Here is a 24,276-nt window from a genome sequence, read left to right as displayed (position 1 = left end):
GGGCCCGGCGACCCGGCGCGGCGCGACCCTATCCGCCGGCCCGCGCGAACCCGGCCCGCAGCAGCGCCCGCAGCGAGCGGGCCGCCGGGCCGGACGCGTCGCCGAGGTGCGCCACGGAGATTGTGCGGCGGAAGGCCGGCGGCTCCAGATGGCGCACCCCGAGCGGACTGGACGCCATCGAAGCCACCATCTCCGGTACGACGGCGACCCCAAGGCCCGCGCTGACCAGCGCGCACACCAGCGCGTAGCCCGGCGACTCGCACACCACTGCCGGGGTCGCACCGGCCTTCGCCAGTGCGTCCTCCACACCCTTGCGCGACGGATGAGAGGGAGCGCTGCTGATCAGCGGCCGACCGGCCAGCTCTTCGACCCTCAGCCGTCCCGAGCCACCCGCCAGCAGCTGACCCGGCGCCGTCACGAGCACCAACTCCTCGACCAGCAGGGGCTCCAGACAGACCCCGGCGGGCAGCGGGAACGGTTCGGCCGGCTCGTACGCATGCGTCAGCGCCAGGTCCACCTCGCCCGAGGCGACCGCCGCGACCCCGTCCGGCGGTTCGTACTCGGCGACCGTCAGCTCCACGTCCGGATGGCTCCGCCGGAAGGAACTGAGCACCGGTGGCAGCAGATGGACGCCGGCCGTGGTGAAGGTGCCGACCCTCAGCCGTCCGCCGGACAGCCCGGCCAGCCGTGCCAGTTCATGGCGCGCCCGGTCCATCTCGTCCAGCACCCGGCGGGCATGTGCGGCCAGCACCTCACCGGCGGGCGTCAGCCGCGCCCCGCGATGGTGGCGCACCAGCAGCGCCGCCCCCGCCTCCCGCTCCAGCTTGGCCAGCTGCTGCGAGAGCGCGGGCGGGGTGAAGCCGAGCCGGGTCGCGGCCCGGGTGATCGAACCGGCCTCGGCGACCGCCACCAGGGCCGCCAGCCTCGTCGGGTCGTACATGGGCGCCCCTTAAGCGTTCCTTCAGGCAGACCTAGAAGATTCCAAATACACACTAAGGGCGCCCATGGTCCAGGCTGGGTCCATGGACGCACAGCTGATCGCCTTCATCGGGGTCGCCGCGGGCATGGTCGCCATGCCGGGCGCCGACTTCGCCGTCGTCGTACGGAGGGCGCTGGGATCCCGCGCCGACGGTGTCGCGGCGGCCCTGGGGGTCGCCGGAGGGCTGCTCGTCCACACCGCGCTCGCCGTCGCCGGACTCGCCGCGTTGCTGGCGGCGGTGCCGGTGCTCTACCGGACGCTGGAGATCGCGGGCGGTGCGTACATCCTTTACCTCGGTGTCCAGGCGCTGCGCAGCGCGCTCGGGCCGCTGCCGGCGTCAGGGCCGGAGCGGGCGTCAGGGCCGGAGCGCGAGGAGCCTGTGACCGGCGCCGGGACCGTGCGCAGTCTGCGTCAGGGTTTCCTGACCAATGTGCTCAACCCCAAGGCGCCCGTGCTCTTCCTCAGCCTGCTGCCGCAGTTCGTACCGGACGGCGCCGCTGTGCTGCCCCGCACCCTGCTGCTGGCCACCATCGTCGTCGTACTCGCACTCGTCTGGTTCCCGCTGGTGGCGTTGCTGGTGGACCGGCTGGGTCGGTGGCTGCGCCGGCCGCGCCCCGCGCGTGCCGTCGAGGGTGTCAGCGGCGGGGCTCTCACCGTCCTCGGTCTGACGCTGGTGACCGCTCCTCTCGCTCAGTGATCCTCCGGCCGAGGGCCCAGGGCAGTGCGCCCCACAGTCCGGCGCAGACGATCAGGGTCACCGCGGCGGCGACAACTCCCTCGGGGGTGCCGTGCACGACATCGACGACGAGCAGCACCGCCGAGGTCAGCGCCAGGGCGAGCACCGCCATGCCGACGCCCGCCAGCCGGGAGGAGACCGAGACGATCTCCTTCTTGGCACCCTTGCGGAACAGGCCACGGTGCACCGCCGCCGGTGCGGTGAACAGCGCCGCGGCCACCACGGCCAGCATCAGCGTCGTCACATACGTGCCGCGCTGGAACGAGTCGAGTGACGGGAACCTGGCCGTGAACGCGAGGGTCAGCAGAAAGGCGAACAGGATCTGTACGCCGGTCTGGACGACCCGCAGCTCCTGGAGCAGCTCGGCGAAATTGCGGTCGGCCCGCTCCAGCTCGGATTCGTCCCGTGGGGCACGGACATGGTCGTCGGGCATATATGACGATTAGCCCATTCTCGACGGAACATGCACCCGATTGGGCCGGTCGGCTGATCCTTCGGCTACGGGCCCGGTGGGGCCGGCGCGAGTGCCCCGACGGGGCCCGGCGCGCCGGCGACCGCGTCCGGCTGTCAGCCCACGCGCCCGTACTTGACGCTCCTGGACCAGATCTTGCTCAGTTTCACGACGGATCCGGTCTTGGGGGAGTGCCAGATCTTTCCGTGACCCGCGTAGATCCCTACGTGGTAGACGCTTCCGCGGTGATGGAAGAACACCAGGTCGCCCACTTGCCGGCTGGATGCGGAGATGTGGCGGGTGCGGTTGTACTGGCCCTGTGCCGTGCGCGGCAGGCGCTTGCCCGCCCTCTTGAACGAGTAGAGGGTGAGTCCGGAGCAGTCGAACCGGTAGGGGCCCGTGGCCCCGTACCGGTACGGGGCGCCCTTCTTCGACGCGGCCACCTTGAGGGCCTTCGAGGCGTGAGCCGAGGCGGCCTGGGCCTCGGGTGCGCCGCCCGGAACGATCAGGGAGCCGCCGACGGCGGCGAGAGTGATGGCCGAGACGGCACCCGTCCGCGAGAGCAGGGACGGACTGTGTGTCTGCGCAGTCATGCGCAACCCTTCGTCAGCCGCCTGTGAAGGATGACCTGTCGGGTTCGGGCCAACGAAGATGCCCGGCCGCGCAAGCGGCTTCACCCCAAGGTCCGGCCGTGTCGGCGGCCGGGCCGTACTGCGTGGGTCCTCCACTCCTGCCGAAGCACTGATGTCGACCAGGCATCCGGTGCGGCGGCAGGACTCGGCGTCCGCCCGGACCGCCCCGCCGCGGTGGCGGGGGCTTGTCGTCCCTGGGATCTTGACGCACGCGCTGCCGGATTTCCGAGTTGAAACGACGTTTTGTGAGGCTCCTCACCACTCATCCATTCAGGTGGATAGGACCATTTGGCCGACTCCGGGTGGCCGCACGACGAGGGCCGTACCAGCGGCGGAACAACCCATTGCGCCGGATGGCTCATCAAACTGCGCAACTCGCACGGCTCTTGTGCCGGAGCCGTCGCTCCACCGGTTGGGCGACACCCACTCGTACGCCTGTGCCGTGTCGTGGAGTGTCCTGCGCGGCCTCACGGACGCCGAGTCAACTGTCGGATTCGGGCGGAACGGTGATTCGCGCCGCCCTCCGCTCCCCGTCCAGCACCCGCAGCGCGCGGGTCAGTGTGCGCGCGTGCAGCTCGCTCTCTCCGCGCGCGTGCATCAGCGCCAGGGCGTCCCGGAGGGCGATCGCCCGCGCGGCGAGTGCCTGCGCGGCGCGGAGAGCGCCGTACGTGTGGATGCCTCTGGCCGGGTTGATACGGCCCAGCTGGTCGACGACTTCGAGATATCGGTCGATGAACTCGCTCTCGGCGCGCGTCAGTGCGGGGAGCGGCGGCAGCTCCGGGGGCAGCACGGGGCTCACCGGGCCCCGTACGAAGCGACCGACGACTTGCGGCTCCTGATGATGTGGTCGACGAGGCCGTACTCCTTGGCGGCGGCGGCATCGAACACGGTGTCCCGCTCGATGTCGGCGCAGATGCGCTCTGTGCTCCGGCCCGTGTGGCGCACCAGCATGGCGGCGACTTGCTCGCGCAGCCTCAGCAACTCCCGCGCCTGGATGTCCAGATCGGTCGGCTGCCCCTGCACGGGCTCGTGCAGCGCGGGCTGCTGCACGACCACCCGCGCGCCCGGCAGGGCCATGCGCTTGCCGGGCGTACCGGCCGCGAGGAGCACCGCGGCCGTGGAGGCGGCCTGGCCCAGACAGGTGGTCGCCACGTCGCAGGTCACCACCTGCATCGTGTCGTAGATCGACGTCATCGCGCTGATGGGGCCGCCGGGGGAGTTGATGTAGAGGCTGATGTCCTGGTCGGGGGCGGCGTACTCGAGATAGAGGAACTGGGCGACGACGTCGTTGGCCGATGTCTCGTCGACCGGTGTGCCGAGGAAGATGATCCGCTCCTCCAGCAGCTTCGAGTAGGGATCGAGCGTGCGGAGTCCGGAGCTGGTGTGCTCGGCGAGCTCCGGCAGGACGTATCGGGCGGAAGAACGGTCCATCTGGTGTACCTCTCCTCGTGCGGAGCCACGGCAGCCTCTGTAAAAAATGTACAGGACGTACAGGTCGTTATGATGGGGAGCATGGCCTATGAGATTCCGGTGACGCAAGCACGGGCGGAGCTCGCCGAGCTGATCAATCGCGTGGTGTACGGCGGCGAGCGCGTCGTCGTCACCCGCCACGGGAAGCCGCTCGTGGCCCTGGTCTCCGCCGCTGACCTGCAGCGACTCGAAGATCTTGAGGGTCCGCAGGGTGCGGAGCATCAGGCAGAAGAGGCGGTGGTCACCTCGGTGTCGAGATTGCGGACGTCGTCGTCGCCGTCCGCTCCCGGCGAACGGGGCCGGTTCGGTATCGCGGCGGAGCACCGGCGGCCGGGTGCCGGGGCGTGACGGACCCGGGCCTGTGACGAACGGCCGCGTATGCAGCCGTGCGTGGGAGGCGGGGCCCAGGAGGAGCACTGGTCCATGGCGGCCACGGCTGCACGATCGGCGCGCGTACGGCAGCGAGACCGCATGATCACGCTGGTGTACGGCAGTACGACCGCATGAGAAGACCGCGTGCCCCCGTCCGCTACAGCGGGGACACGCGGTCGTCGGGGAGGGGCGCGAGCGCCCCGGCAGGAAAGAGTGGTTTCAGCCCGCCGGTGCGGGCACCGGGGCCGGGTCCAGGACCGGTGCGGATGTACGCCGGCGTCCGCCGATCAGTACGGCGGACAGGCCCAGCACCGCCCAGAGAGCGAGGATGGCCGCGGGCGCGCCCGCCGCGCTGCCGTCGAAGAACGTCACGGATCGCAGCAGTGAACCGCCCGCGCCCGGCGGCAGCCACTGTCCGATCAGTCCGGCCGGCTCGGGCAGCAACTCCGGCGCGCTCGACACGCCCGAGAACGGGTTGCCGATCAGGACGATCAGCAGGGCACCCAGGCCGATACCGGCCTTCCCCGTCACCGCGGCGAGCCCCGCGACGGCGGCGCCCACCGCGAGTACCGTCAGCCCGAGCACCCCGGCCTCGGCCCACCGGTTACCGGTCAGGGCGCCGAGCCAGTCGTGCGCGAGAGCGGTTGCGGTGAGGCCGACCAGGAAGGCAGTGCCGAGCAGTGCCGTCACCGCCCTCGCCCCGCGCAGCCCCAGTACGGTCACCGCGGCGCCGGCCGCCACCCCCGCCAGCGCGAGCGGCAGGATGCTCGATGCCAGTGCGCCGCCCCGGGGATCGCCCGAAGGAGCCGGAACGACGTCCTCCACCTGCACCGGGGCGCCGGCGGTTGCGCTCGCCGTTATGGACTCCTTGAGCAGCTGGGCCACGACCGGGCCGGCCGCGGACGCCGTCAGCACCTTCGGGCCCTCGTCCGTCACCACCACCGCGCCGTATACGACACGGTCCTCGACCGCCTCGCGCGCGGCGCCCTCGTCGTCGTAGCGGTGCACGTCGAACGCGCCCTCGTGCTGCGCGAAGCGCTGCTCCAGCTGGGCCGTCGCGACGGCCGGGCCGGCGACGCCGATGGGCAGGTCGCGCGGAGCGATCCTCGCGGCGGGCCAGGCGAAGGCCCAGAGGGCCAGGGCGACGAGGACGGGGACGAGGACCATCACCGCGATCATGCGGCGGGTGGGCGGAGCGGCGGTCGACATGCTGTGCCTCGATTCCAAGATCAAAGAGAAGGATCGTTCGTTTTCCTTCGCGCCCAATGTCCTGCCGGCCTTCGTGATTGTCAAGAAGGAATGTTCGTTTTAGATTGGGGTCATGGCTCGCGTATCCCAGGAACACCTCGACGCCCGTCGCCGCCAGATTCTCGACGGCGCCGCGCGCTGCTTCGCCCGCAACGGCTTCCACGCCACATCCATGCAGGACGTCCTCGGCGAGGTGGGCCTCTCGGCGGGCGCCGTCTACCGCTACTTTCGCGGCAAGGACGAACTCATCTCCGCCATCGCGGAAGAGGCGTTCGCAGGGATCCGCGCCGCCTTCGACGAGGCCGCGCGCACCTCACCGCCGCCGACCCCCGACGTGCTGCTGGGCCGGGTGCTGCGCAAGCTGATCGAGGAAGAGCCCCCTGGGGGCGACCGGCAGCGCTTCGCCGGGCTCATCGTCCAGGTCTGGACGGAGACGCTCCGCAACGACCGTCTCGCACGCCTGCTCAGAGACGGCTACGACGGCATGCGCCAGGCATGGGCGCAGCTCGTCGACGCCTACCGGGACAGCGGGCTCCTGCATGCCGATGTGCCCTCCGACCATGTCTCCCGCACCCTCGTGGCCGTCGCGCAGGGTTTCATCGCGCAACAGGCCCTCTTCGGGGACGTGGAGGTGGAGATCCTGGAGAACGGGCTGCAGGGCCTGATGTCCATGCAACTACCGAAGATCAGTTAACGCGCCGGAAAAACTTCCGCCCTAACGTTCAGACCCCGGTCACGCGGTGCTCCTGCCGCGGTCAGCGAACTGCTGACCGCGCCACGGTCCCGTGACCGTACGGGCCCCGGCCGGACGACCTGTGAGGTGGAAGCGTGCAACTGACCCCGCATGAGCAGGAACGACTGCTCATCCATGTCGCCGCGGATGTCGCAGACAAGCGCCGGGCCCGTGGGGTGAAGCTCAACCACCCCGAAGCGGTCGCCCTCATCACCGCACACATCCTGGAGGGCGCCCGCGACGGGCGCACCGTCGCCGAACTGATGGCCTCCGGGCGCAAGATGCTCACGCGCGACGACGTCATGGCCGGCATCCCCGAGATGATCCACGACGTCCAGGTAGAGGCGACCTTCCCCGACGGCACCAAGCTCGTCACCGTCCACGACCCGATCGTCTGACGGGGGAGCGCCGCCGATGATTCCCGGAGAGATCCTGCACGCCGACGAGCCCGTCCGGCTGAACGAAGGCCGTGAGGTCACGCGCCTGACCGTGCTCAACGCCGCCGACCGGCCCGTCCAGGTCGGCTCCCACTACCACTTCGCCGAGGCCAACCCCGGCCTCGCCTTCGACCGCGCCGCGGCCCGCGGGCGACGGCTGAACATCGCGGCAGGCACAGCCGTCCGCTTCGAGCCCGGCATCCCCGTCGACATCGAGCTCGTACCGCTGGCCGGTCTGCGCGTCGTGGCGGGACTGCGCGGAGAGACCGGAGGTGCCCTCGATGGCTGAACTGACGCGAGCCGTGTACGCCGACCTCTTCGGCCCCACGACGGGCGACCGCATCCGGCTCGCCGACACCGCGCTGCTCGTCGAGATCGAGGAGGACCGCTCGGGCGGTCCCGGACGTGCCGGGGACGAGGCCGTCTTCGGTGGCGGCAAGGTGATCCGCGAGTCGATGGGCCAGTCCCGTACGACCCGAGCCGAGGGCGCACCCGACACCGTCGTCACCGGAGCGGTGATCCTCGACCACTGGGGCGTGGTCAAGGCCGACATCGGCATCCGGGACGGGCGCATCACGGGCATCGGGAAGGCCGGCAACCCCGAGACCATGGACGGGGTCCACCCCGCGCTGGTCATCGGGCCCGAGACCGAGATCATCGCCGGCAACGGGAAGATCGTCACAGCGGGCGCGATCGACGCCCATGTCCATTTCATCTCGCCGACGATCGTCGACCAGGCACTGTCCTCCGGAATCACCACGCTCGTCGGCGGCGGCACCGGTCCTGCCGAGGGCACCAAGGCCACCACCATCACACCGGGTTCCTGGCACCTTGCCCGGATGTTCGAGGCCCTCGAGCACCACCCGGTCAACATCGGCCTGCTCGGCAAGGGCAACACGGTGTCGCGTGAGGCGATGCACGCACAACTGCGCGGTGGCGCGATCGGGTTCAAGATCCACGAGGACTGGGGAGCGACCCCGGCAGCCATCGACGCTTGTCTCGCCGTCTGCGAGGAGACGGGGGCGCAACTCGCCGTCCACACGGACACCCTGAACGAGGCCGGGTTCGTCGGCGACACCCTCGCCGCCATCGCCGGACGCACGATCCACGCGTACCACACAGAGGGTGCGGGCGGCGGTCACGCGCCGGACATCATCACCGTCGTCTCGGAGCCCTACGTCCTGCCCAGCTCCACCAACCCGACCCGCCCGCACACCGTCAACACCATCGAGGAACACCTCGACATGCTGATGGTCTGCCACCATCTCAACCCGGCCGTCCCCGAGGACCTGGCCTTCGCCGAGTCGCGTATCCGGCCGTCGACCATCGCGGCGGAGGACGTTCTGCACGACCTCGGCGCCATCTCCATCATCTCCTCGGACTCCCAGGCCATGGGGCGTGTCGGCGAGGTGATCCTGCGGACCTGGCAGACGGCGCACGTCATGAAGCAGCGCAGAGGGGCCCTGCCCGGCGACGGCCGTGCCGACAATCTGCGGGCGCGTCGCTATGTCGCCAAATACACGATCAACCCCGCCGTCGCGCAGGGCATGGACCATGAGATCGGCTCGGTGGAGACGGGAAAGCTCGCCGACCTGGTGCTCTGGGAGCCGGCGTTCTTCGGCGTCAAACCGCAACTGGTCATCAAGGGCGGTCAGATCGCGTACGCGCAGATGGGGGATGCCAACGCCTCCATCCCCACTCCGCAGCCGGTCCTGCCACGCCCCATGTTCGGCGCCATCGGCCGCGCCCCGGCCGCCAACTCCCTCAACTTCGCGACCGCCGCGGCGATCGAGGACGGGCTGCCGGAACACCTGGGCCTCGGCAAGCGCTTCGTCCCGATCCGCAGTACCCGTGGTGTCACGAAGGCCGACATGCGCGAGAACGACTCCCTGCCGCGGGTCGAGGTCGACGCCGACACCTTCACGGTGACGATCGACGGTGAACCCGTCGAACCCGCGCCGGCGGAGGAACTCCCCATGGCACAGCGGTACTTCCTCTTCTGAACCTCTGAACCATGGAGACAAGCCACCGTACCCAGTCGCCGGCGCCGGCCCGCGCAGCGCTGCTCGTCCTCGCCGACGGGCGGTTTCCGGCCGGAGGGCACGCGCACTCCGGCGGTGCGGAAGCCGCCGTGAAGGCGGGGCGGATCCACGACGCCGCCGGACTGGCCGGATTCTGCCGGGGACGGCTGCACACCACGGGTCTGACCGCCGCCGCGCTCGCCGCCGCCGCGGCGCTCGGGCTCGACCCGCTCGCACTGGACGAGGCAGCCGACGCGCGCACTCCCTCGTCCGCCCTGCGCACAACCGGGCGCAAGCTCGGGCGGCAGCTGATGCGGGCCGCCCGCGCCACCTGGCCTTCGTCCGAACTCGACGCCCTCGCGGCGGCGTTGCCGAAAGGAGCGCACCAGCCGGTCGTCCTCGGGCTCGCGGCCCGCGCCGCGGGACTGGGCCCGCTGGACGCCGCGCACTGCGCCGTGTACGAGACGGTCAGCGGCCCCGCCACCGCCGCGGTACGCCTTCTCGGTCTGGACCCCTTCGAGGCCACCGCTGTCCTCGCCCGCCTCGCGCCCGACATGGACCAGGTCGCCGAGCGCGCCTGCACCGCAGCCCGGCAGGGCATCGACGCACTGCCGGCGGCCTCGGCTCCGCTGCTCGACATCACCGCCGAGCAGCACGCGGCCTGGCCCGTACGTCTCTTCGCCTCGTAGACAGCCCTCAGGAGCCGCACCATGCACCTCGGCCACACCCACGATCACGACGGCCCCTCCGCCGTCGGTGCCCACGCCGTACGTTCCGACGGCACCCGGCGTGCCCTGCGCATCGGCCTCGGCGGCCCGGTCGGCTCCGGGAAGACCGCGACCGTCGCCGCCCTCTGCCGCGCCCTGCGCGACCAGCTCTCCATCGCAGTGGTCACCAACGACATCTACACCCGCGAGGACGCCGAGTTCCTGCTGCGCAACGCGGTGCTGCCGCCCGAGCGCATCCAGGCCGTCGAGACCGGCGCCTGCCCGCACACCGCGATCCGCGACGACATCTCCGCCAACCTCGAGGCCGTCGAGGACCTGGAGGAGACGGTCGGGCCGCTCGATCTGATCCTGGTCGAGTCCGGCGGGGACAACCTCACCGCGACCTTCTCCAAGGGCCTCGTCGACGCCCAGATCTTCGTCATCGACGTGGCGGGCGGGGACGACATCCCGCGCAAGGGCGGGCCCGGAGTGACCACCGCCGACCTCCTCGTCGTCAACAAGACCGACCTCGCCCCCTACGTCGGCTCCGATCTGCAGCGCATGGCCCGGGACGCCAGGGAGCAGCGCGGCGAACTCCCCGTAGCGTTCACCTCCCTCACGGCGGAGAACGGTGTGGGCCCGGTTGCCGACTGGGTGCGCGCACAGCTCTCGTCCTGGGCCGCCGCGGCGTGAGTGTCCAGGCCACCGCCCGGATCGCCGCCACCCGCGACGGCGCTCTGCCCGTCCTCGAGAGCGCCGGACCGCTCGCGCTGCGCCGTACCCGGGCCGACGGGCCGTACACCCGGGTCACGGTGGTGGGAGCCATGAGCGCACCGCTCGGCGGGGACCGGCTGGCCATCGAGGCGGAGGCCAGGTCCGGGGCCAGGCTGCGGATCGGCTCGGCCGCAGCGACCGTCGCCCTGCCGGGCCGTGAGCCGGTACGGCAGGCCACGTACGACGTGGCGCTGACCGTGGACGAGGACGCCGAGCTGCACTGGCTGCCGGAACAGCTCATCAGTGCCCGCGGCAGTGATCTGCGGATGCACACCCGCGTTCAACTCGCCGCCACGGCACGGCTGGTGCTGCGTGAGGAGCAGATCCTCGGACGGCACGGGGAGGAGACCGGAAGTCTCACCGCGCGGCTGACCGTGCATCGCGCGGGCCGCCCGCTGCTCGACCAGGAGCTGGCCTACGGTCCCGGCGTACCCGGTGGCCGCGGCGGCTGGGACGGCGGCGCGGTCCTCGCGGGGCACCGTGCCGTCGGGCAACTCCTCGTCGTCGACCCGGAGTTCGGGAAGCAGCCCGCCGAGCCGCGGCTGTTCGGGGAAACGGCCGTGCTCACCCCGCTCGCGGGCCCGGCCGTCCTGGTCACCGCGGTGGCCCCGGACGCACTGGTGCTGCGCCAGGTGCTCGACGAGGCCCTTGCCGCCCTGCCGTGCACCGGTCAGGGCCTGCGCCGCAGTCGCGGAAACCTCCCTGGCTGATGCTGCGCGGCGGCCAGATCCGCCTTCACCTTGGCGGCGTACTCGTCGACGTACTCCTGCCCGGACAGCGCGAGGATCTGGTACATGATCTCGTCGGTCACGGCGCGCAGCACCGCCTTCTCGTTCTCCATGCCGGCGTAGCGGGAGAAGTCCAACGGCTCGCCGAAGCGGATGGTCACCCGCCGGATCTTCGGCAGGGTCTGACCGGGCGGCTGGATCTCGAACGTACCGACCATCGCGCACGGCACCACCGGCACCTGCGCCTTGAGGGCCATCACCGCGACACCGACCTTGCCCTTGTAGAGCCGGCCGTCGTGCGAGCGTGTGCCCTCCGGATAGATGCCCAGCAACTCGCCCCGTCCCAGCACACCGAGCCCCTCGCGGACGGCCGCCTGCCCGGCCTCCTTGCCCGATCGGTCCACCGGGATCTGTCCGGCGCTGCGGAAGAAGGCGGCGGTCAGCCGGCCCTTGACGCCAGGTCCGGTGAAGTACTCGGCCTTGGCGAGAAAGGTGATGCGCCGTTTGATGATCGCCGGCATCAGGAAGTGGTCCGAGAACGACAGATGATTGCCCGCGACGATCGCTGCCCCGTCCGCCGGGATGTGCTCGAGTCCTTCGATCCTGGGCCGGAAAAGCAGCCGCAGCAGCGGGCCCAGGACGACGTACTTGAGCACGTAGTAGAACACGGAGTCTCTCCCCACTGTGCCGGATGCGGCCCTTGCGTGCGGCGTTTTGGCAGGTCACGGGTGTTTCAGAGGGGTCAGTGTATGTGCATGACTCGCTGTCTGTAACCACCTGGGATCGGACTCGTGCCGACTCGTTCCCGGCTTTCGTGACGGTACGTCAGCTGCGTGCCGGTGTCCGGTGGTGGCGGTTACGGTCGGGGGCGAACGGCCCCTCGCCGACGTCGATCCGGCGCCATGCGGCGGTGCCGGCGGCGCGGCCGCCGCGGGCAGCTCCGTGCCGCCGTCACCCGCGGCGACCCGGCGTCACATGACCGGCGAGGCTCATCGCACACGGTGGCGCCCCGCACCTGGCATGAGCGGCTTGCGGGCGCCGGCGGGGCGCGCGAGTGAGGCCCGCCGGGCGGGTGCCGGCGGGCCTCGGTGGTGCGGAACCAGGAAGTCGGTGGGCGATGCCGTCGATCAGGCCGTCGGCGTCTTGGCGCAGGAGGGCGATGGTGACGGAGGTGCCGGGAGCGGCCGGGCGAGGCGGCCGGCCTGTTCGCGCGTCACGCGTGGCCCTGCCGCACGGCGAAACACGCCCTCGGGCGTCGGCCGGCCGCCGGCCGACGCCCGCGGGAAACGCCGACGACTGTCATCAGTGCTCCACCGGTCAGGCCGGATGCGTGGAAGCCGCATTCAGCCGGCAGGTCGGGAAGTCGGCAGCTCGGGCGTGCCTGCGAAGACATCGAGGTACATACCGCCCGCCACGAGCAACCCGATCCCACCGAGAGCGACGCCGCCGAGGGCGACGGCCTTCACCCAGGGCCGGGTGTCTGCCCGCCGCGCGTGTACGGCCACCAGCGCACCGCCGATGACGACGGCGGCCAGGGCGAAGATCCCGTTCACGAGGGCAGCAGTGTGCCAAGGAGCGCTGTAGAAGGCGTTGATCTGGTCGCCACCACCGCCGGTGCTGGCCTCGATCTGGCCGATCAGCTCTTTGCGGGACCGCAGCATGTCGCTGAGGGGCGTGCCGGTGAGGGACCCGAGCCCCAGCCCGGCGCTGACGACGGCGGCCGCACCCGCCGCGAAACCGCCGGCGGGGGCGATGTCGGCGGCAGTATCCGGAAAGTCTTCGTCCACCTCGTCGGACGCGCCGCTGATCTCTTCCCTCCCGTCCGTGGCCTTGTCGAGGGGTTCCCGGGGCCGTACCGGTTCCGGGGTCTGCTTCTGCTCGCTCTCGGGGTTGCTGTCGGCTGCTTCGGTGATCTTGGTGCTGTCAGTAGCCATGGGGCTCCACCCTAGGGGTCACGCTCTAAACGTCCGATAAAGCCCCCTGCCGGACCGGCGGCGGCGCTGTGGGCGCAGGGTGCTGCCGACGCAGCCGCGAGATCTTTTCGACGCCTTTCGTCTTGGTGGCACGCGGAGTGCGGTGCGGTGCGCTCGAGCGGTCCATCGGTCTTCAAGCCCCTCTGCCCCGTTGCGCCGCAGCCCTGTGCAGGTCTGGCGGCCGAAGCCCAAGTGCGCGGATCGCAAAGGAAGTTGACCCACCCGTTCCGCCCGCTGAGCGCCCCTGTGCCTCCACCCCGTGACTGCTCTGCGTTCATCTGCATCGGCCAGCCTCGTCGCGCACCATCGGCATTCGGATGCAGGAGCTGAGATGGGCCACGGTCACGGACACGACCATCCGCACCACCACCACCACGGAGCGGAAGCCGGGGCGCTGCCTCCGGCGCTCGACGCGTCCGTGCCCGACAGCGAGCTCACGCCAGAGCAGCACTCCCGCCGCTCGATGCTGCGTCGCGCAGGCCTGCTCGGAGCAGGAATAGCCGGTTCGAGCGTCCTCGGCGGAGCGACGGCCGCCGCGGCCGACGACCGGGGGAGCGAGGACCGCCGGAACGGCAGACGTGGCGGGTTCCTTTGGCTCGCCGGTGACCACCACATCCACACCCAGTACAGCAGCGACGGCAAGTACCGCGTCATCGACCAGGTCAAGCAAGGCGCGCGGCACGGCATGGACTGGCTGGTCATCACCGACCACGGCAGCGAGACCCACGCCAGGATCGGTGTGGAGAAGGTCAACCCCGACATTCGGCACGCCCGCGAGGAGTTCCCCGGCGCCCTGGTCTTCCAGGGCCTGGAGTGGAACATCCCGGCCGCCGAACACGGCACGGTCTTCGTCCACCCCGGACGCAACGAGGTCTCCGTGCTCAAGGAGTTCGAGACCTCCTACGACGGCAGCATGCGCAACGCCGGCGACAGCACCCCCGCCAATGAGGCGCTGGCGATCTCCGGTCTGCGGTTCCTCGCCGAGCAGGTGCGGCGGCGCAAGGTCAAGGACGCGCTCATGCTCGCCAACCACCCCGCCCGCCGGGGAGTCGATTCGCCGCACGAGATCCGCGGCTGGCGCGACGCGACGGGCAGCCACCCACAGATCGCCGTGGGCATGGAGGGCGCGCCGGGCCACCAGGCCGCCGGCCTTCCCGCCCCCGGCAGCGGCCGGGCCCGCGGCTTCTACGACAACAACCCGGGCGCCAACTCGTTCGCCGGCTACCCGCTGGAGAGCTACCGCACCTGGGGCGGCTTCGACTGGATGACCGCCACCGTCGGCGGACTGTGGGACAGCCTCCTCGCCGAGGGCAGGCCCTGGTGGATCACGGCCAACTCCGATTCGCACCAGGTCTACGCGGACACCTCCAAGCGGGGCGGCCCCGACAGCGACTTCACCGCCAACGGCCGGCACACCGATCCCGTCTACTCCGGCGGGACGGACCTGACCCAGGGCGACTACTGGCCCGGCCAGTACAGCCGTACGCACGTGGGCGCCGACGGATTCTCGTACGCCGCCGTCATGGACGGTCTGCGGGCAGGCCGGGTGTGGGTCGACCACGGCGGTCTGATCAGTGGCCTGGGCGCGCGGGTCAAGGGCGGCGGGCGCTGGGCGACCCTGGGCGGCGCGCTGCACGTCGCTCGCGGCACCGAGGCCGAGCTGAGCATCGAGATCGCGCTCGCGAACAGTCCCAACTGGGCGCAGTTCGTCCCTCGGCTGGCGCGGGTCGACGTCGTCCAGGGTGAGGTCACCGGCCAGGTCGCCGACAGGGACACCTTCACCGCCCCGACGGCGAAGGTCGTGCGGTCCTTCGAGGTGAACGGATCGGCGGGCGCGGTCCGATTCACCTACCGCCTCGGCCGGGTCGACGGCCCGCTGTACGTCCGGCTGCGCGGGACCGACGGCAAGCGTTCCGCTGTCGGCGCGGGCGGAGTCTCGGTCGACCCGGCGGGCCCGGCGCTCGACGTGGTCGGTGCCGCGGACCCGTGGAACGACCTGTGGTTCTACTCCAATCCCATCTGGGTCCTGCCCTCATGAGCCCACGCCTGACGGTGATCGGCGTCGATACGGGCTGCACGGGCCTGCGCGACGCCGATCACCTGGCGCGGGAGCTCGCCCCGCCCGGGACGGTGTTCGCCTGCACACATCTGATCCGCGACGGCCGCCCGCACATCGCGCTCTCCTTCGCGGTGCCGGCCGGGGTCGCCGAGGGCGACGCCTGGCGGCACCTCACCGCACCGGGGACGGGCTTGGCGCTGGGGGACCGGCGCTCGGGCCCTCGGGAGCTCGCGGCGGGAGCCGCCCAGGCCGCTGCCGAGCACACGGCCCGGTCGGCGGGCCGGGCGGTGGTCTTCCCCGGCTCGTCGGCGCTCACCGGGGCGCCGGCCGTCGCCGCGCTGTCGGCGGCTTCCGCGATCGACGAGGTCGTCGCGCTGGGAGCGGCCGGCCCTCTCGACGCCGGGCAGCAGATCGTCACCCGGGACCATGTGCGGCCCGAGTGGCGTGCAGGACGGCTGGTGCTGACCGTGATGCCCGCGGCGGGTGGCACCCTGATCCCGTTCGAGGTCCCGGACCCCACCCCGTGCTGCGCTGATCACGTCTCCGACGGCTGAGAACCGGACCCCTCCCGGCAGGCCGGCCTCCGCAGCAGCCCGGCGGGGAGCGGGTGCGGGAGGCGGGTTCTGACCGGTGATCAGATTGTGGACGACGGCACCTTCGGGGCCCGGGGCATCGCCCTCCTGGAAGTCCGTGCCGATCCCGGAGAGACGGCCCTGAGGAGCCACTTCGCCTTGTCCGCGAAACCCGGCCCGAGTCTCCTTGGTGTGGGTGAAGCGCCGGATATCGGCGCCGCCGCGGCCACCAGCTTTTGCGGCGATTTGCGCCTATCCAGATGTGCGTCGGCTCCGAACCACTGCAGTCATGCCGTACACGGCACCGGTGCCGGTTCCCGTAAAGGCGGGAAAGGGCTCACGGCCCGTCCGGACGCCATCCGGGCCTGTACGTCCTGTCCGAACAAGAAGGAGGTGTGTCCGGATGACTGCTTCGATCGGAGTCGGCCGTCTCATCGCAGGTGCCTTCGCCACAGGGCTGCTGGCCGGTGGCGCCGCGCTGGGTGCCACCGGCGCGGCCGCCGCCGCTCCCGCTTCGGCTCCCACCGCGGCGACCTCGTATGTCACGAGCGATCACAACGACCGGTGTACCTGGAAGAGCGGCCACTTCGAGATGAGGTGGATGGACCACTTCGACAGGGACCACAAGGGGCACAACGACGGCCGGGATCACGACGGCCGCAACCATGAGGGCCGGGATCACGACGGCCGGGATCACGATGGCCGCAACCATGACGGCCGTGACAACGACGGCCGGAACCATGACGGCCGGAACCATGACGGTCGTCATCACGACGACAGGGGGCACACGGACCACGGGAAGTTCGTCTTCGTCGGTGGTCATTGGGACAAGCACTGGGTGAAGGGCCACTGGGACTGCGGCCACCGGTGACCGGAACGGCCACCTGACCGCGGGCTGAGGTTCCAGGATTCGCGACCGACCGAGGTCCTGGAACCTCTCTCTGCTCGACGGACCGATCTCGACACCGGGTACCGGCCGTGCACCACGTCAGGGGACAACGTCATGACAGCGTCTCTCGTTCACACGCCGCGGCCACCGCTCGGTGCGCTCGACCTTCCGCTCCCCTCGGGAACCAGGGCACCGGGCCTGGCCCGCCGGGCTGTCGCCGCTTTCCTCGCCGGCCTCCGGCCCCCGCTCGCCCCGGGACGTCGTGACGACATTCTGCTGATCGTGTCCGAGCTGGTCACCAACGCCGTCCTGCATGCCGAGGGCCCCTACGCACTCGTTCTGACGGCGGAAGCCGGAGCCGTGGACGTCGCGGTGACCGACGGGTCGACCGCCGCCCCGGTGCTCCGGGCACCGGAGGTGGCGTACGCAACGGGCGGCCGGGGCCTTGGCATCGCCGAGGACCTCGGCGCGCGCGTCTCCACGGAGCGTGTCCGGAACGGGAAGCGTGTCCATGCGACGTTCGGCGCAGTGGGTGGCCACCTGCCCTGACGGCCGTCCGGCGGCCCGTCGGCCGGGCGGCACGCTCCCGGCCCGGCGGGCGGTGCCTGGGATGCGGCCGATCCGGATCGGTGGTGGCATGGATGACTGACCCGCCTGAGGGTGCCGTGCCCACGACGAACGAGGGAACGCGCGTGTCACCAGCCCATCCAGGTCCTGATGACCGGCACCGGCCGAGCCGCCAGGGGCTTGACGCGCTGATGGTGCTCGTGGGCCGGGGTGACGACGCCGCCTTCGAGTCCCTGTACGAGGCGGTCAGTGGTCCGGTGATGGGTCTCGTGTACCAGGTCCTCAGGGACCCGGCGCAGTCCGAGGAAGTGACCCAGGACGTGTTGGTGGAGGTGTGGCGCACCGCCGGACGGTTCCGTCCGGAACGGGGCAGCGCCATGACATGGGTGCTGATGCTGGCGCACCGCCGCGCGGTTGACCGCGTACGGTCGGCCCAGGCGCGTGGCGAGCGGGAGCGCAAGCTCGCCCTGCTGGAGCCGATGGCACCGTTCGACGAGGTCGGGGAGCAGGTCGAGGCCCGCCTCGAACACCAGCAGGTTCGCCGCTGCCTCGAGACCCTGACAGAGCTCCAGCGGGAGTCGGTGACGCTCGCGTACTACCGGGGACTGACCTATCGGCAGGTCGCCGAATCACTGTCCCAGCCTGTGAGCGCGGTCAAGGCGCGGATTCGTGACGCTCTGATCCGGCTTCGTGACTGTCTGGGGGTGGCGCGATGAACGGCGACGATCCGCACGTCGCTTCCGGCGCCTATGTCGTGCACGCCCTGCCGCCGCGGGAACGCCGCGCGTTCGAGGGGCACCTGGCCTCCTGCAAGGCCTGTGCCCGGGAGGTGGCGGAGTTCTCGGCCACGGTCACGCGGCTGGCACAGGCGGTGGCGCTCGAACCTCCGGCCGAGCTGAAGCGGCGTGTGCTCGAGAGGATCGACACCACCCAGCAGGACCCTCCCGAGGATCCGTCCGCTGCGGGGTTCGGACGGAGGCTGTCACGGCTGGTGCTCGCCGCGTGCCTCGCGCTGGCCGTCGCCTTCGGTGGCATCGCGGTCTGGCAGCACCAGGAGGCGGAGAGCGCCAGGTCGGAGATGACCGCGTTGGAGGAGCAGGCAGCCGGCATCGCCGACATCGTGGCGGCTCCCGACGCGAAGTTCCGCACACAGGAATTGTCGGCCTGGGGTTACTGCACGCTGGCCGTCTCGCGAAGCCAGGACTCCGCGGCGTTCATCGCCACCCGGATGCCGCCGCTTCCGGCCGGCAAGACGTACCAACTGTGGTTCAGCGAGGACGGCTCGTTCAGGCCCGCCGGGCTGCTCAGAGGAACCGATGCGCAGCATCTGCGGCTGCTCGCCGGTCCGGTGGGACAGGCCACGGCAGTCGGAATCACGGTCGAGCCCGCCGGTGGTTCACCGCAGCCCACCAGCCCACCGCTGGGCATGATCCCTCTCCCCGCGTGACGGAACGGACGCGCGGCCCGAGCGCCGAAGCGGCCTTGACCGACGCGGACCGCCTTGACCGACGCGGGCAGCCTTCACCCGCGCTGACCGCCCGGAGCGTGTGGCCGACCCGAGCCGCGCCTTATGTGGGCTTGGAAGCCAGCATCCCGAGGGTCACAAGGCCGAGTACGACCCAGCCGAACCACAGCCAGCCGTTGCTGCCGAGCGCCACCGTGTAGGCCGTCACGACCACCAGGGCCGCGACGGTGAGCACACCCATCGTCTTCGTGGAACCGGACATGCGCGTCCTCCTCCAGGCCGGCGCCGTGGCTGGGGCCGTGGCCAGGGCCGTGGAGCCATCGTGACCCCTGAGGTGGCCATCGCGCTACTGCCGGGCGCTCACCGGCTCCCGCCCGCCGACGGTCCCGCTCACACCCGGCTCATCGTCCCCGTGCCTGGAGCGAGGCCAGATAGGCGTTGTACGCCTCCAGCTCCTTGTCCCCGTCCCGGTCGGCCGCCCGGTCCTCGCGTACCGCCTGGCGCTGATCGGAGCGGTACCACTGGAACACCAGGGCGATCAGCACCAGGACGGACGGGATCTCACTGAACGCCCAGGCGATGCCGCCCGCCGCGTTCTGGTCGGACAGCGCGCCGATCCCGAGGGAGGCCGGCGGATTCGCGTACGCCTTCACCATGGGCTCACTGGCCATCATCAGGGCGATGCCGAAGAACGCGTGGAACGGCATGCCCGCGAAGAGCTCCAGCATCCGCATCACGTATCCGGGGCGGTGCGGGCCGGGATCCACGCCCATGATCGGCCAGAAGAAGATCAGACCGACGGCCAGGAAGTGGACCATCATGGCGATGTGCCCGGGCCTCGACCCCATGAGGAAGTCGAAGAGCGGGGTGAAGTAGAGCCCGTACAGGCTCGCGATGAACATCGGGATCGTGAACGCGGGATGCGTGACGATCCGCATGTAGCGGCTGTGCAGCAGGGCGAGCAGCAGCTCGCGCGGTCCCTTGCGGCCACGGCCCGCCACCGGCAGCGCGCGCAGCGCGAGCGTCACCGGGGCGCCGAGCAGCAGCACGATCGGCGAGACCATGCTGATCACCATGTGCTGCACCATGTGCACGCTAAACATGACCATGCCGTAGTCGTTCAGCCTGGTGCACATCACCAGCGCGATGCTCAGCACACCGACCGCGAACAGGACGGTCCGTCCCACCGGCCACGCGTCGCCGCGCCGCCGCAGCCGGACGACGCCCCAGCCGTAGAGCCCGAGAGCCACGAGGCAGCCGGTCAGGAAGAAGGGGTCCCCGGAGAATTCCAGGCCCCGCCCCAGCGTGAACGGCGGCAGATCCATCGGCATACCGTGCTCGCCGTGCCCGCTGTGATCCATCTGTGTACTCCTGGAGCGTCCCGATTCGCGCTTGTTGTCCGCACCAGATTAGAACCGCCCTCGACCGCTGCTGCGGCCGGGGGCGGTCGAGGACGTACAACCCGATCGGATGACCTGGGCCACCGGATCAGGCGATGTGTGAGCGGATCAGGCGATGTGCGAGCGGATCACAGGACGCACTCGGCCTCGGCGTACCGCTCGTCCGGGACGGTCTTCAGCGTCTCGACGGCCTGCGCCAGCGGCACCATCGTGATCTCCGTGCCGCGCAGCGCCGTCATCATGCCGAACTCGCCGCGGTGCGCCGCCTCCACGGCGTGCCAGCCGAAGCGGGTGGCGAGGACGCGGTCGTACGCGGTCGGCGTACCACCGCGCTGCACATGCCCGAGGATCACCGGCCGCGCCTCCTTGCCAAGTCGCTCCTCCAGCTCGACGGAGAGCTGCCGGGCGACTCCGGCGAAGCGCTCGTGCCCGTAGATGTCCTTGCCGCCCTCGTCGAACTCCATCGACCCCTCACGCGGCTTGGCGCCCTCCGCGACCACGACGATCGCGAAGCGCTTGCCCGCCTCGAAGCGCGCGCCGACCCGCTTGGTCAGCTCGTCGATGTCGAAGGGACGCTCGGGTACGACGATGGCGTGCGCGCCGGCCGCCATGCCCGAGTGGAGGGCGATCCAGCCGGTGTGGCGGCCCATGACCTCGACGATCAGCACACGCTGATGCGACTCCGCGGTCGTCTTCAGCCGGTCGAGCGCCTCCGTCGCGACGCCGACCGCGGTGTCGAAGCCGAAGGTCACATCGGTCGACGCGATGTCGTTGTCGATGGTCTTGGGTACGCCGACGATCGGCAGGCCAGCCTCGGAGAGGAGGTTGGCGGCCTTGAGCGTGCCCTCGCCCCCGATCGGGATGATCGCGTCGAGGCCCAGCTCTGCGACATGCCCCTTGGCGCGCTCGACGCCGTCGCGCAGATGGGCCGGCTGGACGCGGGAGGAGCCGAGGATCGTGCCGCCGCGCGCCAGGATGCCGGCCACTGCGTCGAGGTCGAGCTTGCGGTGGTCGGCCTCCAGCAGACCCTTCCAGCCGTCGTGGAAGCCGATGACCTCGTCGCCGTGGTCGACGACGGCTCGGTGCACGACGGAACGGATGACCGCGTTGAGACCGGGGCAGTCGCCGCCGGAGGTGAGGACACCAATGCGCATTAGCCCGAATACCTTTGCAACGTGGGCCGAGTCCCGGACCACGTCGTCCGGTTGGATCGCTGCCACCCTACCGGCGACGGGGGGCGGGAGCCGAACCGGACGTCCGCCCAGTGGACACCGGGGATCCGTACGAAGCCCGGCCCCGCACGAACAGCCCGGCGCGGTGCGCCGGGCTCGTCCGTCGGGCGTCCGTCAGGCGGGCTGCGTCGCCGCCATGATGCGCTCGTTGCGCAGCGCCTCGTACCACCGGTCGTCGGTCGGCGGCAGCGCGTTCACATCGAGGGCCAGCTTCAGCAGCAGATCCGCGATCTGCGGATTGCGGGCCATGACGGGACCGTGCATGTACGTACCGAAGACGGTGTCGTTGTACGCGCCTTCGGTGCCGTCGCCGGTGCCGTTGCCCTTGCCGAGCACGGTACGGGCGAACGGACGGGCCGTCGGGCCGAGATGGGTGATGCCCTGGTGGTTCTCGAAGCCCGTCAGCTGCGGCAGGCCGAGACGCGGGTCGATATCGGCCAGTACGTCCCCGACGCAGCGTTCCCCCTCGCCCCGGGTGGAGACGACGTCGAGCAGACCGAGGCCCGGCTCCCGGTCGCCGAGGTCGTTGATGAACTCGTGACCGAGGATCTGGTACCCGGCGCAGACCGAGAAGATGATCGCGCCGTTCGACGCGGCCCGGCTGAGGCCTCCGTCGCGGCGCAGCCGTTCGGCCGCGAGCCGCTGCGGGCGGTCCTCGCCGCCGCCGATCAGATAGATGTCACCGGAGGTCGGCACCGGCTGGTCACTGCGGACGTCGACGCGCGTGACGCCGAGTCCGCGCTGCCTGGCCCGGCGCTCCACGACCAGGGCGTTGCCCTGGTCCCCGTACGTGCTGAGCAGGTCCGGGTAGACCCAGACCAGGCGCAGACTGCTGTCGCTCATGCTCACATTCCTCTGCGATCAGTTGCCGACGCGGCGGCGTACGTCCTGGAAGGCGGTGTAGTTGGCGATCAGCTCGATCCGTCCGGGCGGAGCCTGCCGCACGGCCTCGTCGACGGTGTCGCAGACCCGGAAGTCCAGCCCCGCGACTTCGAGACGCACGGCCAGGTCCAGCCTGCGGTCGCCGATCACGAGGATCGGGTGCCCCGCGAGCCTGGTGTAGTCGACGTCCCAGAGCCAGGAGGTGTCGGTGCCGTCCGCGCCCCTGGCGTTGACGGAAAGGATCACCGGAGTCGGGGGCGGGTCGATCAGCGAGAAGGTCTCGAGCCAGCCTGCCGGGTTCTTCGCCAGCAGCAGGCGCAGATCGCGGTCGAGGAAGGAGACGACGTCGTACCGGCCGGCGACCGCCTGCACCTGGTACATGCGCTCCAGTGCCACCTGCGGCGGCACGCCGAAGACCGCGGCCACCGCGGCGGAGGTCGCGGCGTTCGCCTTGTTGGCCCGGCCGGGCAGCTGGAGGTGGATCGGCCACGCCGAACCGTGCGGGTCGAGGACGTGGTCGCCGTGCAGCGCCCAGCTCACCGCGGGGCGGCGGAAGCCGCACTCGCCGCAGAACCAGTCGTCGCCCGGGCGCTGCATCACACCGCCGCAGGAGGGGCAGGACCAGGCGTCGTCCTTCCACTCCTGCCCCGCGGCCACCCACACCACGTTGGGGGAGGAGGAGGCGGCCCAGACGATCAGCGGGTCGTCGGCGTTCGCGATGACCACGGCCTTCGTCCCGGACAGGCCCTCGCGCCACTTCTCGGCGAGCATCCGGGTCTCGGCGGCGCGGTCCAGCTGGTCGCGCGAGAGGTTGAGCAGCGCGATGGCCTTGGGCGTGGTGTCACGTGCGACACCGGCCAGGTACTTCTCGTCGACCTCGATGACGCCGTACTTGGCGTCCGAGCCGCCGGCGAGGGCGGAGGTGATACCGGCGGGCATGTTCGCGCCCAGCGCGTTCGAGACGACCTCGCCGCTGGCGCGCAGGGCCTCGGCGATGAGTCGCGTGGTGGTGGTCTTGCCGTTGGTCGCCGACACCAGGATGACGTCGAGATGCTGAGCCAGCCGGCTCAGCAGGTCCGGGTCGAGTTTGAGCGCCACCCGGCCGCCGATCACCGATCCACTGCCGCGTCCCGCGGCGCGTGACACCGCCGCTGCGGCCTTGCCTGCCGTCACGGCCAGCTTGGCCCGCGGCGACAGCGGCTCCGAGTTGCCTGCCATCGTCCTTGATCCTCCTTGCGTCGGTCCGGGCTCAGCCTATCGAGATCCGGCCAGGGGCCCGAACTGCGGACCCATGACGAACCCGGAGGTCACCGAGGACATGGCTGGAACGTACGCTTACCGCCATGCGAAACCGCCCGATCCCCGGCAGTTCCGGACTCGTACGAGCCATGAGCCTGCTCGGAGATCCGGTGTTGCACGCACCCTGCGAGGCCGTCACGGACTTCGGTCCCTCCCTCGCGAAGCTCATCGAGGACATGTTCGCCACGATGTACGCCGCGCAGGGCGTGGGCCTCGCGGCGAACCAGGTCGGCGTCCCGCTCCGGGTGTTCGTCTACGACTGCCCCGACGACGAGGACGTCCGCCACCTCGGGCATGTCGTCAATCCGCGGCTCGTCACCGCGGACGGGATCACGGTGCGCGGCCCCGAGGGGTGCCTGTCGCTGCCCGGGATCGAGGCGGGCACGCCTCGCTTCGACCACGCTGTCGTCGAGGGGGTCACGAAGGACGGAGAGGCCGTGCGGGTGGACGGCACGGGCTTCTTCGCGCGCTGTCTGCAGCACGAGTGCGACCATCTCGAGGGCGGGGTCTATCTGGACCATGTGACGGGTCTGCGGCGCACGCGCGCACTGCGGGCGGTGCGGCGGGCACCCTGGGGACGCGGCCGTACCTTCCCGGACACGCTCGAGACTCCCACGCTCCGGAACCCCACGCTCTAGGACCCCACGCTC

General features: G+C 71.0%; 29 protein-coding genes and 1 riboswitch. Of the genes, 16 read left to right on the top strand and 13 right to left on the bottom strand.

Features of this window, described 5'->3' with window-relative positions; all coding sequences use genetic code 11:
• Positions 1-28 precede the first annotated feature (28 nt).
• Positions 29-940, bottom strand: a complete 912-nt coding sequence (locus tag ACFU5O_RS24035) for a LysR family transcriptional regulator (protein ID WP_384243778.1) — start codon at positions 938-940, stop codon at positions 29-31.
• Positions 941-1,022: 82 nt separating this feature from the next.
• On the opposite strand from ACFU5O_RS24035, the gene ACFU5O_RS24030 reads away from it, so the two are divergent.
• Complete coding sequence (locus tag ACFU5O_RS24030) at positions 1,023-1,676, top strand: LysE family translocator (protein WP_384243776.1); 654 nt, start codon at positions 1,023-1,025, stop codon at positions 1,674-1,676.
• On the opposite strand, the gene ACFU5O_RS24025 is transcribed toward ACFU5O_RS24030, so the two are convergent.
• From ACFU5O_RS24025 to ACFU5O_RS24010, 4 genes are all read right to left on the bottom strand, one after another.
• Positions 1,630-2,148: a DUF6328 family protein gene (locus tag ACFU5O_RS24025; protein WP_384243775.1), complete on the bottom strand. Its 519-nt coding sequence runs from the start codon at positions 2,146-2,148 to the stop codon at positions 1,630-1,632. The genes ACFU5O_RS24030 and ACFU5O_RS24025 overlap by 47 nt on opposite strands.
• 134 nt (positions 2,149-2,282) lie before the next feature.
• Positions 2,283-2,759 carry a C40 family peptidase gene (locus tag ACFU5O_RS24020; protein WP_384243774.1) on the bottom strand — a complete coding sequence of 159 codons (477 nt, stop codon included), beginning with the start codon at positions 2,757-2,759 and terminating at the stop codon, positions 2,283-2,285.
• Positions 2,760-2,761: 2 nt separating this feature from the next.
• A riboswitch (cyclic di-AMP (ydaO/yuaA leader) is annotated at positions 2,762-2,917 on the bottom strand.
• Between the two features lie 362 nt (positions 2,918-3,279).
• A complete protein-coding gene (locus tag ACFU5O_RS24015; protein ID WP_384243772.1) occupies positions 3,280-3,588 on the bottom strand; it encodes a hypothetical protein in 309 nt (102 codons plus the stop codon).
• A 5-nt stretch (positions 3,589-3,593) separates the two neighbouring features.
• Positions 3,594-4,229: an ATP-dependent Clp protease proteolytic subunit gene (locus tag ACFU5O_RS24010; protein ID WP_384243771.1), complete on the bottom strand. Its 636-nt coding sequence runs from the start codon at positions 4,227-4,229 to the stop codon at positions 3,594-3,596.
• Between the two features lie 81 nt (positions 4,230-4,310).
• Here ACFU5O_RS24010 and ACFU5O_RS24005 point away from each other — a divergent pair, with 81 nt between their 5' ends.
• Positions 4,311-4,616, top strand: coding sequence for a type II toxin-antitoxin system Phd/YefM family antitoxin (locus ACFU5O_RS24005; RefSeq protein WP_384243770.1), 306 nt, complete (start codon positions 4,311-4,313; stop codon positions 4,614-4,616).
• Positions 4,617-4,859: 243 nt separating this feature from the next.
• Here the strand turns inward: ACFU5O_RS24005 and ACFU5O_RS24000 are convergent, their stop codons facing one another.
• Positions 4,860-5,849 (bottom strand): ABC transporter permease, encoded by a 990-nt coding sequence (locus tag ACFU5O_RS24000; protein WP_384243768.1) that lies wholly within the window; start codon positions 5,847-5,849, stop codon positions 4,860-4,862.
• A gap of 112 nt (positions 5,850-5,961) precedes the next feature.
• Here ACFU5O_RS24000 and ACFU5O_RS23995 point away from each other — a divergent pair, with 112 nt between their 5' ends.
• The 7 genes from ACFU5O_RS23995 to ACFU5O_RS23965 all read left to right on the top strand — a co-directional run bounded on the left by ACFU5O_RS23995 (position 5,962) and on the right by ACFU5O_RS23965 (position 11,270).
• Positions 5,962-6,582 (top strand): TetR/AcrR family transcriptional regulator, encoded by a 621-nt coding sequence (locus tag ACFU5O_RS23995; RefSeq protein ID WP_384243767.1) that lies wholly within the window; start codon positions 5,962-5,964, stop codon positions 6,580-6,582.
• Between the two features lie 134 nt (positions 6,583-6,716).
• Positions 6,717-7,019, top strand: a complete 303-nt coding sequence (locus ACFU5O_RS23990) for an urease subunit gamma (protein ID WP_384243766.1) — start codon at positions 6,717-6,719, stop codon at positions 7,017-7,019.
• 16 nt (positions 7,020-7,035) lie between these two features.
• Positions 7,036-7,347: an urease subunit beta gene (locus ACFU5O_RS23985; protein WP_384243764.1), complete on the top strand. Its 312-nt coding sequence runs from the start codon at positions 7,036-7,038 to the stop codon at positions 7,345-7,347.
• A complete protein-coding gene (locus tag ACFU5O_RS23980; protein ID WP_384243763.1) occupies positions 7,340-9,061 on the top strand; it encodes an urease subunit alpha in 1,722 nt (573 codons plus the stop codon). The genes ACFU5O_RS23985 and ACFU5O_RS23980 overlap by 8 nt, the downstream gene beginning before the upstream one ends.
• 11 nt (positions 9,062-9,072) lie before the next feature.
• Positions 9,073-9,768 (top strand): urease accessory protein UreF, encoded by a 696-nt coding sequence (locus ACFU5O_RS23975; protein WP_384243761.1) that lies wholly within the window; start codon positions 9,073-9,075, stop codon positions 9,766-9,768.
• 21 nt (positions 9,769-9,789) lie between these two features.
• Complete coding sequence (gene ureG, locus ACFU5O_RS23970; protein WP_384243760.1) at positions 9,790-10,479, top strand: urease accessory protein UreG; 690 nt, start codon at positions 9,790-9,792, stop codon at positions 10,477-10,479.
• The gene (locus ACFU5O_RS23965; protein WP_384243759.1) at positions 10,476-11,270 is read left to right on the top strand and encodes an urease accessory protein UreD; all 795 of its coding nucleotides are present in this window, start codon (positions 10,476-10,478) and stop codon (positions 11,268-11,270) included. Before ureG ends, ACFU5O_RS23965 begins: the two co-directional genes overlap by 4 nt.
• Here the strand turns inward: ACFU5O_RS23965 and ACFU5O_RS23960 are convergent.
• On the bottom strand, positions 11,231-11,956 hold the full coding sequence (locus tag ACFU5O_RS23960; RefSeq protein WP_384243758.1) for a lysophospholipid acyltransferase family protein: 726 nt from the start codon (positions 11,954-11,956) through the stop codon (positions 11,231-11,233). The genes ACFU5O_RS23965 and ACFU5O_RS23960 overlap by 40 nt on opposite strands.
• Before the next feature lie 675 nt (positions 11,957-12,631).
• Positions 12,632-13,222, bottom strand: coding sequence for a hypothetical protein (locus ACFU5O_RS23955; protein WP_384243756.1), 591 nt, complete (start codon positions 13,220-13,222; stop codon positions 12,632-12,634).
• 370 nt (positions 13,223-13,592) lie between these two features.
• Here ACFU5O_RS23955 and ACFU5O_RS23950 point away from each other — a divergent pair, with 370 nt between their 5' ends.
• The 6 genes from ACFU5O_RS23950 to ACFU5O_RS23925 all read left to right on the top strand — a co-directional run bounded on the left by ACFU5O_RS23950 (position 13,593) and on the right by ACFU5O_RS23925 (position 18,795).
• On the top strand, positions 13,593-15,299 hold the full coding sequence (locus tag ACFU5O_RS23950) for a PHP domain-containing protein (protein WP_384243755.1): 1,707 nt from the start codon (positions 13,593-13,595) through the stop codon (positions 15,297-15,299).
• Positions 15,296-15,874: a hypothetical protein gene (locus ACFU5O_RS23945; protein ID WP_384243754.1), complete on the top strand. Its 579-nt coding sequence runs from the start codon at positions 15,296-15,298 to the stop codon at positions 15,872-15,874. Before ACFU5O_RS23950 ends, ACFU5O_RS23945 begins: the two co-directional genes overlap by 4 nt.
• Positions 15,875-16,295: 421 nt before the next feature.
• Positions 16,296-16,763, top strand: a complete 468-nt coding sequence (locus ACFU5O_RS23940) for a hypothetical protein (protein WP_384243752.1) — start codon at positions 16,296-16,298, stop codon at positions 16,761-16,763.
• A 132-nt stretch (positions 16,764-16,895) separates the two neighbouring features.
• Positions 16,896-17,330 (top strand): ATP-binding protein, encoded by a 435-nt coding sequence (locus ACFU5O_RS23935; RefSeq protein WP_384243751.1) that lies wholly within the window; start codon positions 16,896-16,898, stop codon positions 17,328-17,330.
• Positions 17,331-17,539: 209 nt separating this feature from the next.
• On the top strand, positions 17,540-18,064 hold the full coding sequence (gene sigK, locus ACFU5O_RS23930) for an ECF RNA polymerase sigma factor SigK (RefSeq protein ID WP_384243914.1): 525 nt from the start codon (positions 17,540-17,542) through the stop codon (positions 18,062-18,064).
• Positions 18,061-18,795 carry an anti-sigma factor domain-containing protein gene (locus ACFU5O_RS23925; RefSeq protein ID WP_384243750.1) on the top strand — a complete coding sequence of 245 codons (735 nt, stop codon included), beginning with the start codon at positions 18,061-18,063 and terminating at the stop codon, positions 18,793-18,795. Before sigK ends, ACFU5O_RS23925 begins: the two co-directional genes overlap by 4 nt.
• Before the next feature lie 121 nt (positions 18,796-18,916).
• Here the strand turns inward: ACFU5O_RS23925 and ACFU5O_RS23920 are convergent, their stop codons facing one another.
• The 5 genes from ACFU5O_RS23920 to ACFU5O_RS23900 form a co-directional block, all read right to left on the bottom strand.
• Complete coding sequence (locus ACFU5O_RS23920; RefSeq protein ID WP_384243748.1) at positions 18,917-19,075, bottom strand: hypothetical protein; 159 nt, start codon at positions 19,073-19,075, stop codon at positions 18,917-18,919.
• Positions 19,076-19,214: 139 nt separating this feature from the next.
• Positions 19,215-20,174: a cytochrome c oxidase assembly protein gene (locus ACFU5O_RS23915; protein WP_384243747.1), complete on the bottom strand. Its 960-nt coding sequence runs from the start codon at positions 20,172-20,174 to the stop codon at positions 19,215-19,217.
• A gap of 167 nt (positions 20,175-20,341) precedes the next feature.
• The gene (locus tag ACFU5O_RS23910) at positions 20,342-21,367 is read right to left on the bottom strand and encodes a 6-phosphofructokinase (protein ID WP_384243746.1); all 1,026 of its coding nucleotides are present in this window, start codon (positions 21,365-21,367) and stop codon (positions 20,342-20,344) included.
• Between the two features lie 192 nt (positions 21,368-21,559).
• The gene (locus tag ACFU5O_RS23905; protein WP_384243744.1) at positions 21,560-22,288 is read right to left on the bottom strand and encodes a type 1 glutamine amidotransferase; all 729 of its coding nucleotides are present in this window, start codon (positions 22,286-22,288) and stop codon (positions 21,560-21,562) included.
• An 18-nt stretch (positions 22,289-22,306) separates the two neighbouring features.
• Positions 22,307-23,545, bottom strand: a complete 1,239-nt coding sequence (locus tag ACFU5O_RS23900) for a MurT ligase domain-containing protein (protein ID WP_384243743.1) — start codon at positions 23,543-23,545, stop codon at positions 22,307-22,309.
• Between the two features lie 125 nt (positions 23,546-23,670).
• On the opposite strand from ACFU5O_RS23900, the gene def reads away from it, so the two are divergent.
• Positions 23,671-24,264, top strand: coding sequence for a peptide deformylase (gene def / locus ACFU5O_RS23895; RefSeq protein WP_384243742.1), 594 nt, complete (start codon positions 23,671-23,673; stop codon positions 24,262-24,264).
• Positions 24,265-24,276: the final 12 nt, after the last annotated feature.

Origin of the sequence: Streptomyces sp. NPDC057445 (assembly GCF_042802855.1) — a bacterium.
Taxonomy (GTDB): domain Bacteria; phylum Actinomycetota; class Actinomycetes; order Streptomycetales; family Streptomycetaceae; genus Streptomyces.
The sequence above is the reverse complement of the archived record's forward strand: the minus strand, read 5'-3'. Positions and strand labels throughout refer to the sequence as shown.

Coding starts and splice junctions, on each gene's coding strand:
- ACFU5O_RS24035 (WP_384243778.1), bottom strand. CDS start 940: ATGTACGACCCGACGAGGCTGGCGGCCCTGGTGGCGGTCGCCGAGGCC.
- ACFU5O_RS24030 (WP_384243776.1), top strand. CDS start 1,023: ATGGACGCACAGCTGATCGCCTTCATCGGGGTCGCCGCGGGCATGGTC.
- ACFU5O_RS24025 (WP_384243775.1), bottom strand. CDS start 2,148: ATGCCCGACGACCATGTCCGTGCCCCACGGGACGAATCCGAGCTGGAG.
- ACFU5O_RS24020 (WP_384243774.1), bottom strand. CDS start 2,759: ATGACTGCGCAGACACACAGTCCGTCCCTGCTCTCGCGGACGGGTGCC.
- ACFU5O_RS24010 (WP_384243771.1), bottom strand. CDS start 4,229: ATGGACCGTTCTTCCGCCCGATACGTCCTGCCGGAGCTCGCCGAGCAC.
- ACFU5O_RS24005 (WP_384243770.1), top strand. CDS start 4,311: ATGGCCTATGAGATTCCGGTGACGCAAGCACGGGCGGAGCTCGCCGAG.
- ACFU5O_RS24000 (WP_384243768.1), bottom strand. CDS start 5,849: ATGTCGACCGCCGCTCCGCCCACCCGCCGCATGATCGCGGTGATGGTC.
- ACFU5O_RS23995 (WP_384243767.1), top strand. CDS start 5,962: ATGGCTCGCGTATCCCAGGAACACCTCGACGCCCGTCGCCGCCAGATT.
- ACFU5O_RS23985 (WP_384243764.1), top strand. CDS start 7,036: ATGATTCCCGGAGAGATCCTGCACGCCGACGAGCCCGTCCGGCTGAAC.
- ACFU5O_RS23980 (WP_384243763.1), top strand. CDS start 7,340: ATGGCTGAACTGACGCGAGCCGTGTACGCCGACCTCTTCGGCCCCACG.
- ACFU5O_RS23975 (WP_384243761.1), top strand. CDS start 9,073: ATGGAGACAAGCCACCGTACCCAGTCGCCGGCGCCGGCCCGCGCAGCG.
- ureG (WP_384243760.1), top strand. CDS start 9,790: ATGCACCTCGGCCACACCCACGATCACGACGGCCCCTCCGCCGTCGGT.
- ACFU5O_RS23955 (WP_384243756.1), bottom strand. CDS start 13,222: ATGGCTACTGACAGCACCAAGATCACCGAAGCAGCCGACAGCAACCCC.
- ACFU5O_RS23950 (WP_384243755.1), top strand. CDS start 13,593: ATGGGCCACGGTCACGGACACGACCATCCGCACCACCACCACCACGGA.
- ACFU5O_RS23945 (WP_384243754.1), top strand. CDS start 15,296: ATGAGCCCACGCCTGACGGTGATCGGCGTCGATACGGGCTGCACGGGC.
- ACFU5O_RS23940 (WP_384243752.1), top strand. CDS start 16,296: ATGACTGCTTCGATCGGAGTCGGCCGTCTCATCGCAGGTGCCTTCGCC.
- ACFU5O_RS23935 (WP_384243751.1), top strand. CDS start 16,896: ATGACAGCGTCTCTCGTTCACACGCCGCGGCCACCGCTCGGTGCGCTC.
- sigK (WP_384243914.1), top strand. CDS start 17,540: ATGGTGCTCGTGGGCCGGGGTGACGACGCCGCCTTCGAGTCCCTGTAC.
- ACFU5O_RS23925 (WP_384243750.1), top strand. CDS start 18,061: ATGAACGGCGACGATCCGCACGTCGCTTCCGGCGCCTATGTCGTGCAC.
- ACFU5O_RS23920 (WP_384243748.1), bottom strand. CDS start 19,075: ATGTCCGGTTCCACGAAGACGATGGGTGTGCTCACCGTCGCGGCCCTG.
- ACFU5O_RS23915 (WP_384243747.1), bottom strand. CDS start 20,174: ATGGATCACAGCGGGCACGGCGAGCACGGTATGCCGATGGATCTGCCG.
- ACFU5O_RS23910 (WP_384243746.1), bottom strand. CDS start 21,367: ATGCGCATTGGTGTCCTCACCTCCGGCGGCGACTGCCCCGGTCTCAAC.
- ACFU5O_RS23905 (WP_384243744.1), bottom strand. CDS start 22,288: ATGAGCGACAGCAGTCTGCGCCTGGTCTGGGTCTACCCGGACCTGCTC.
- ACFU5O_RS23900 (WP_384243743.1), bottom strand. CDS start 23,545: ATGGCAGGCAACTCGGAGCCGCTGTCGCCGCGGGCCAAGCTGGCCGTG.
- def (WP_384243742.1), top strand. CDS start 23,671: ATGCGAAACCGCCCGATCCCCGGCAGTTCCGGACTCGTACGAGCCATG.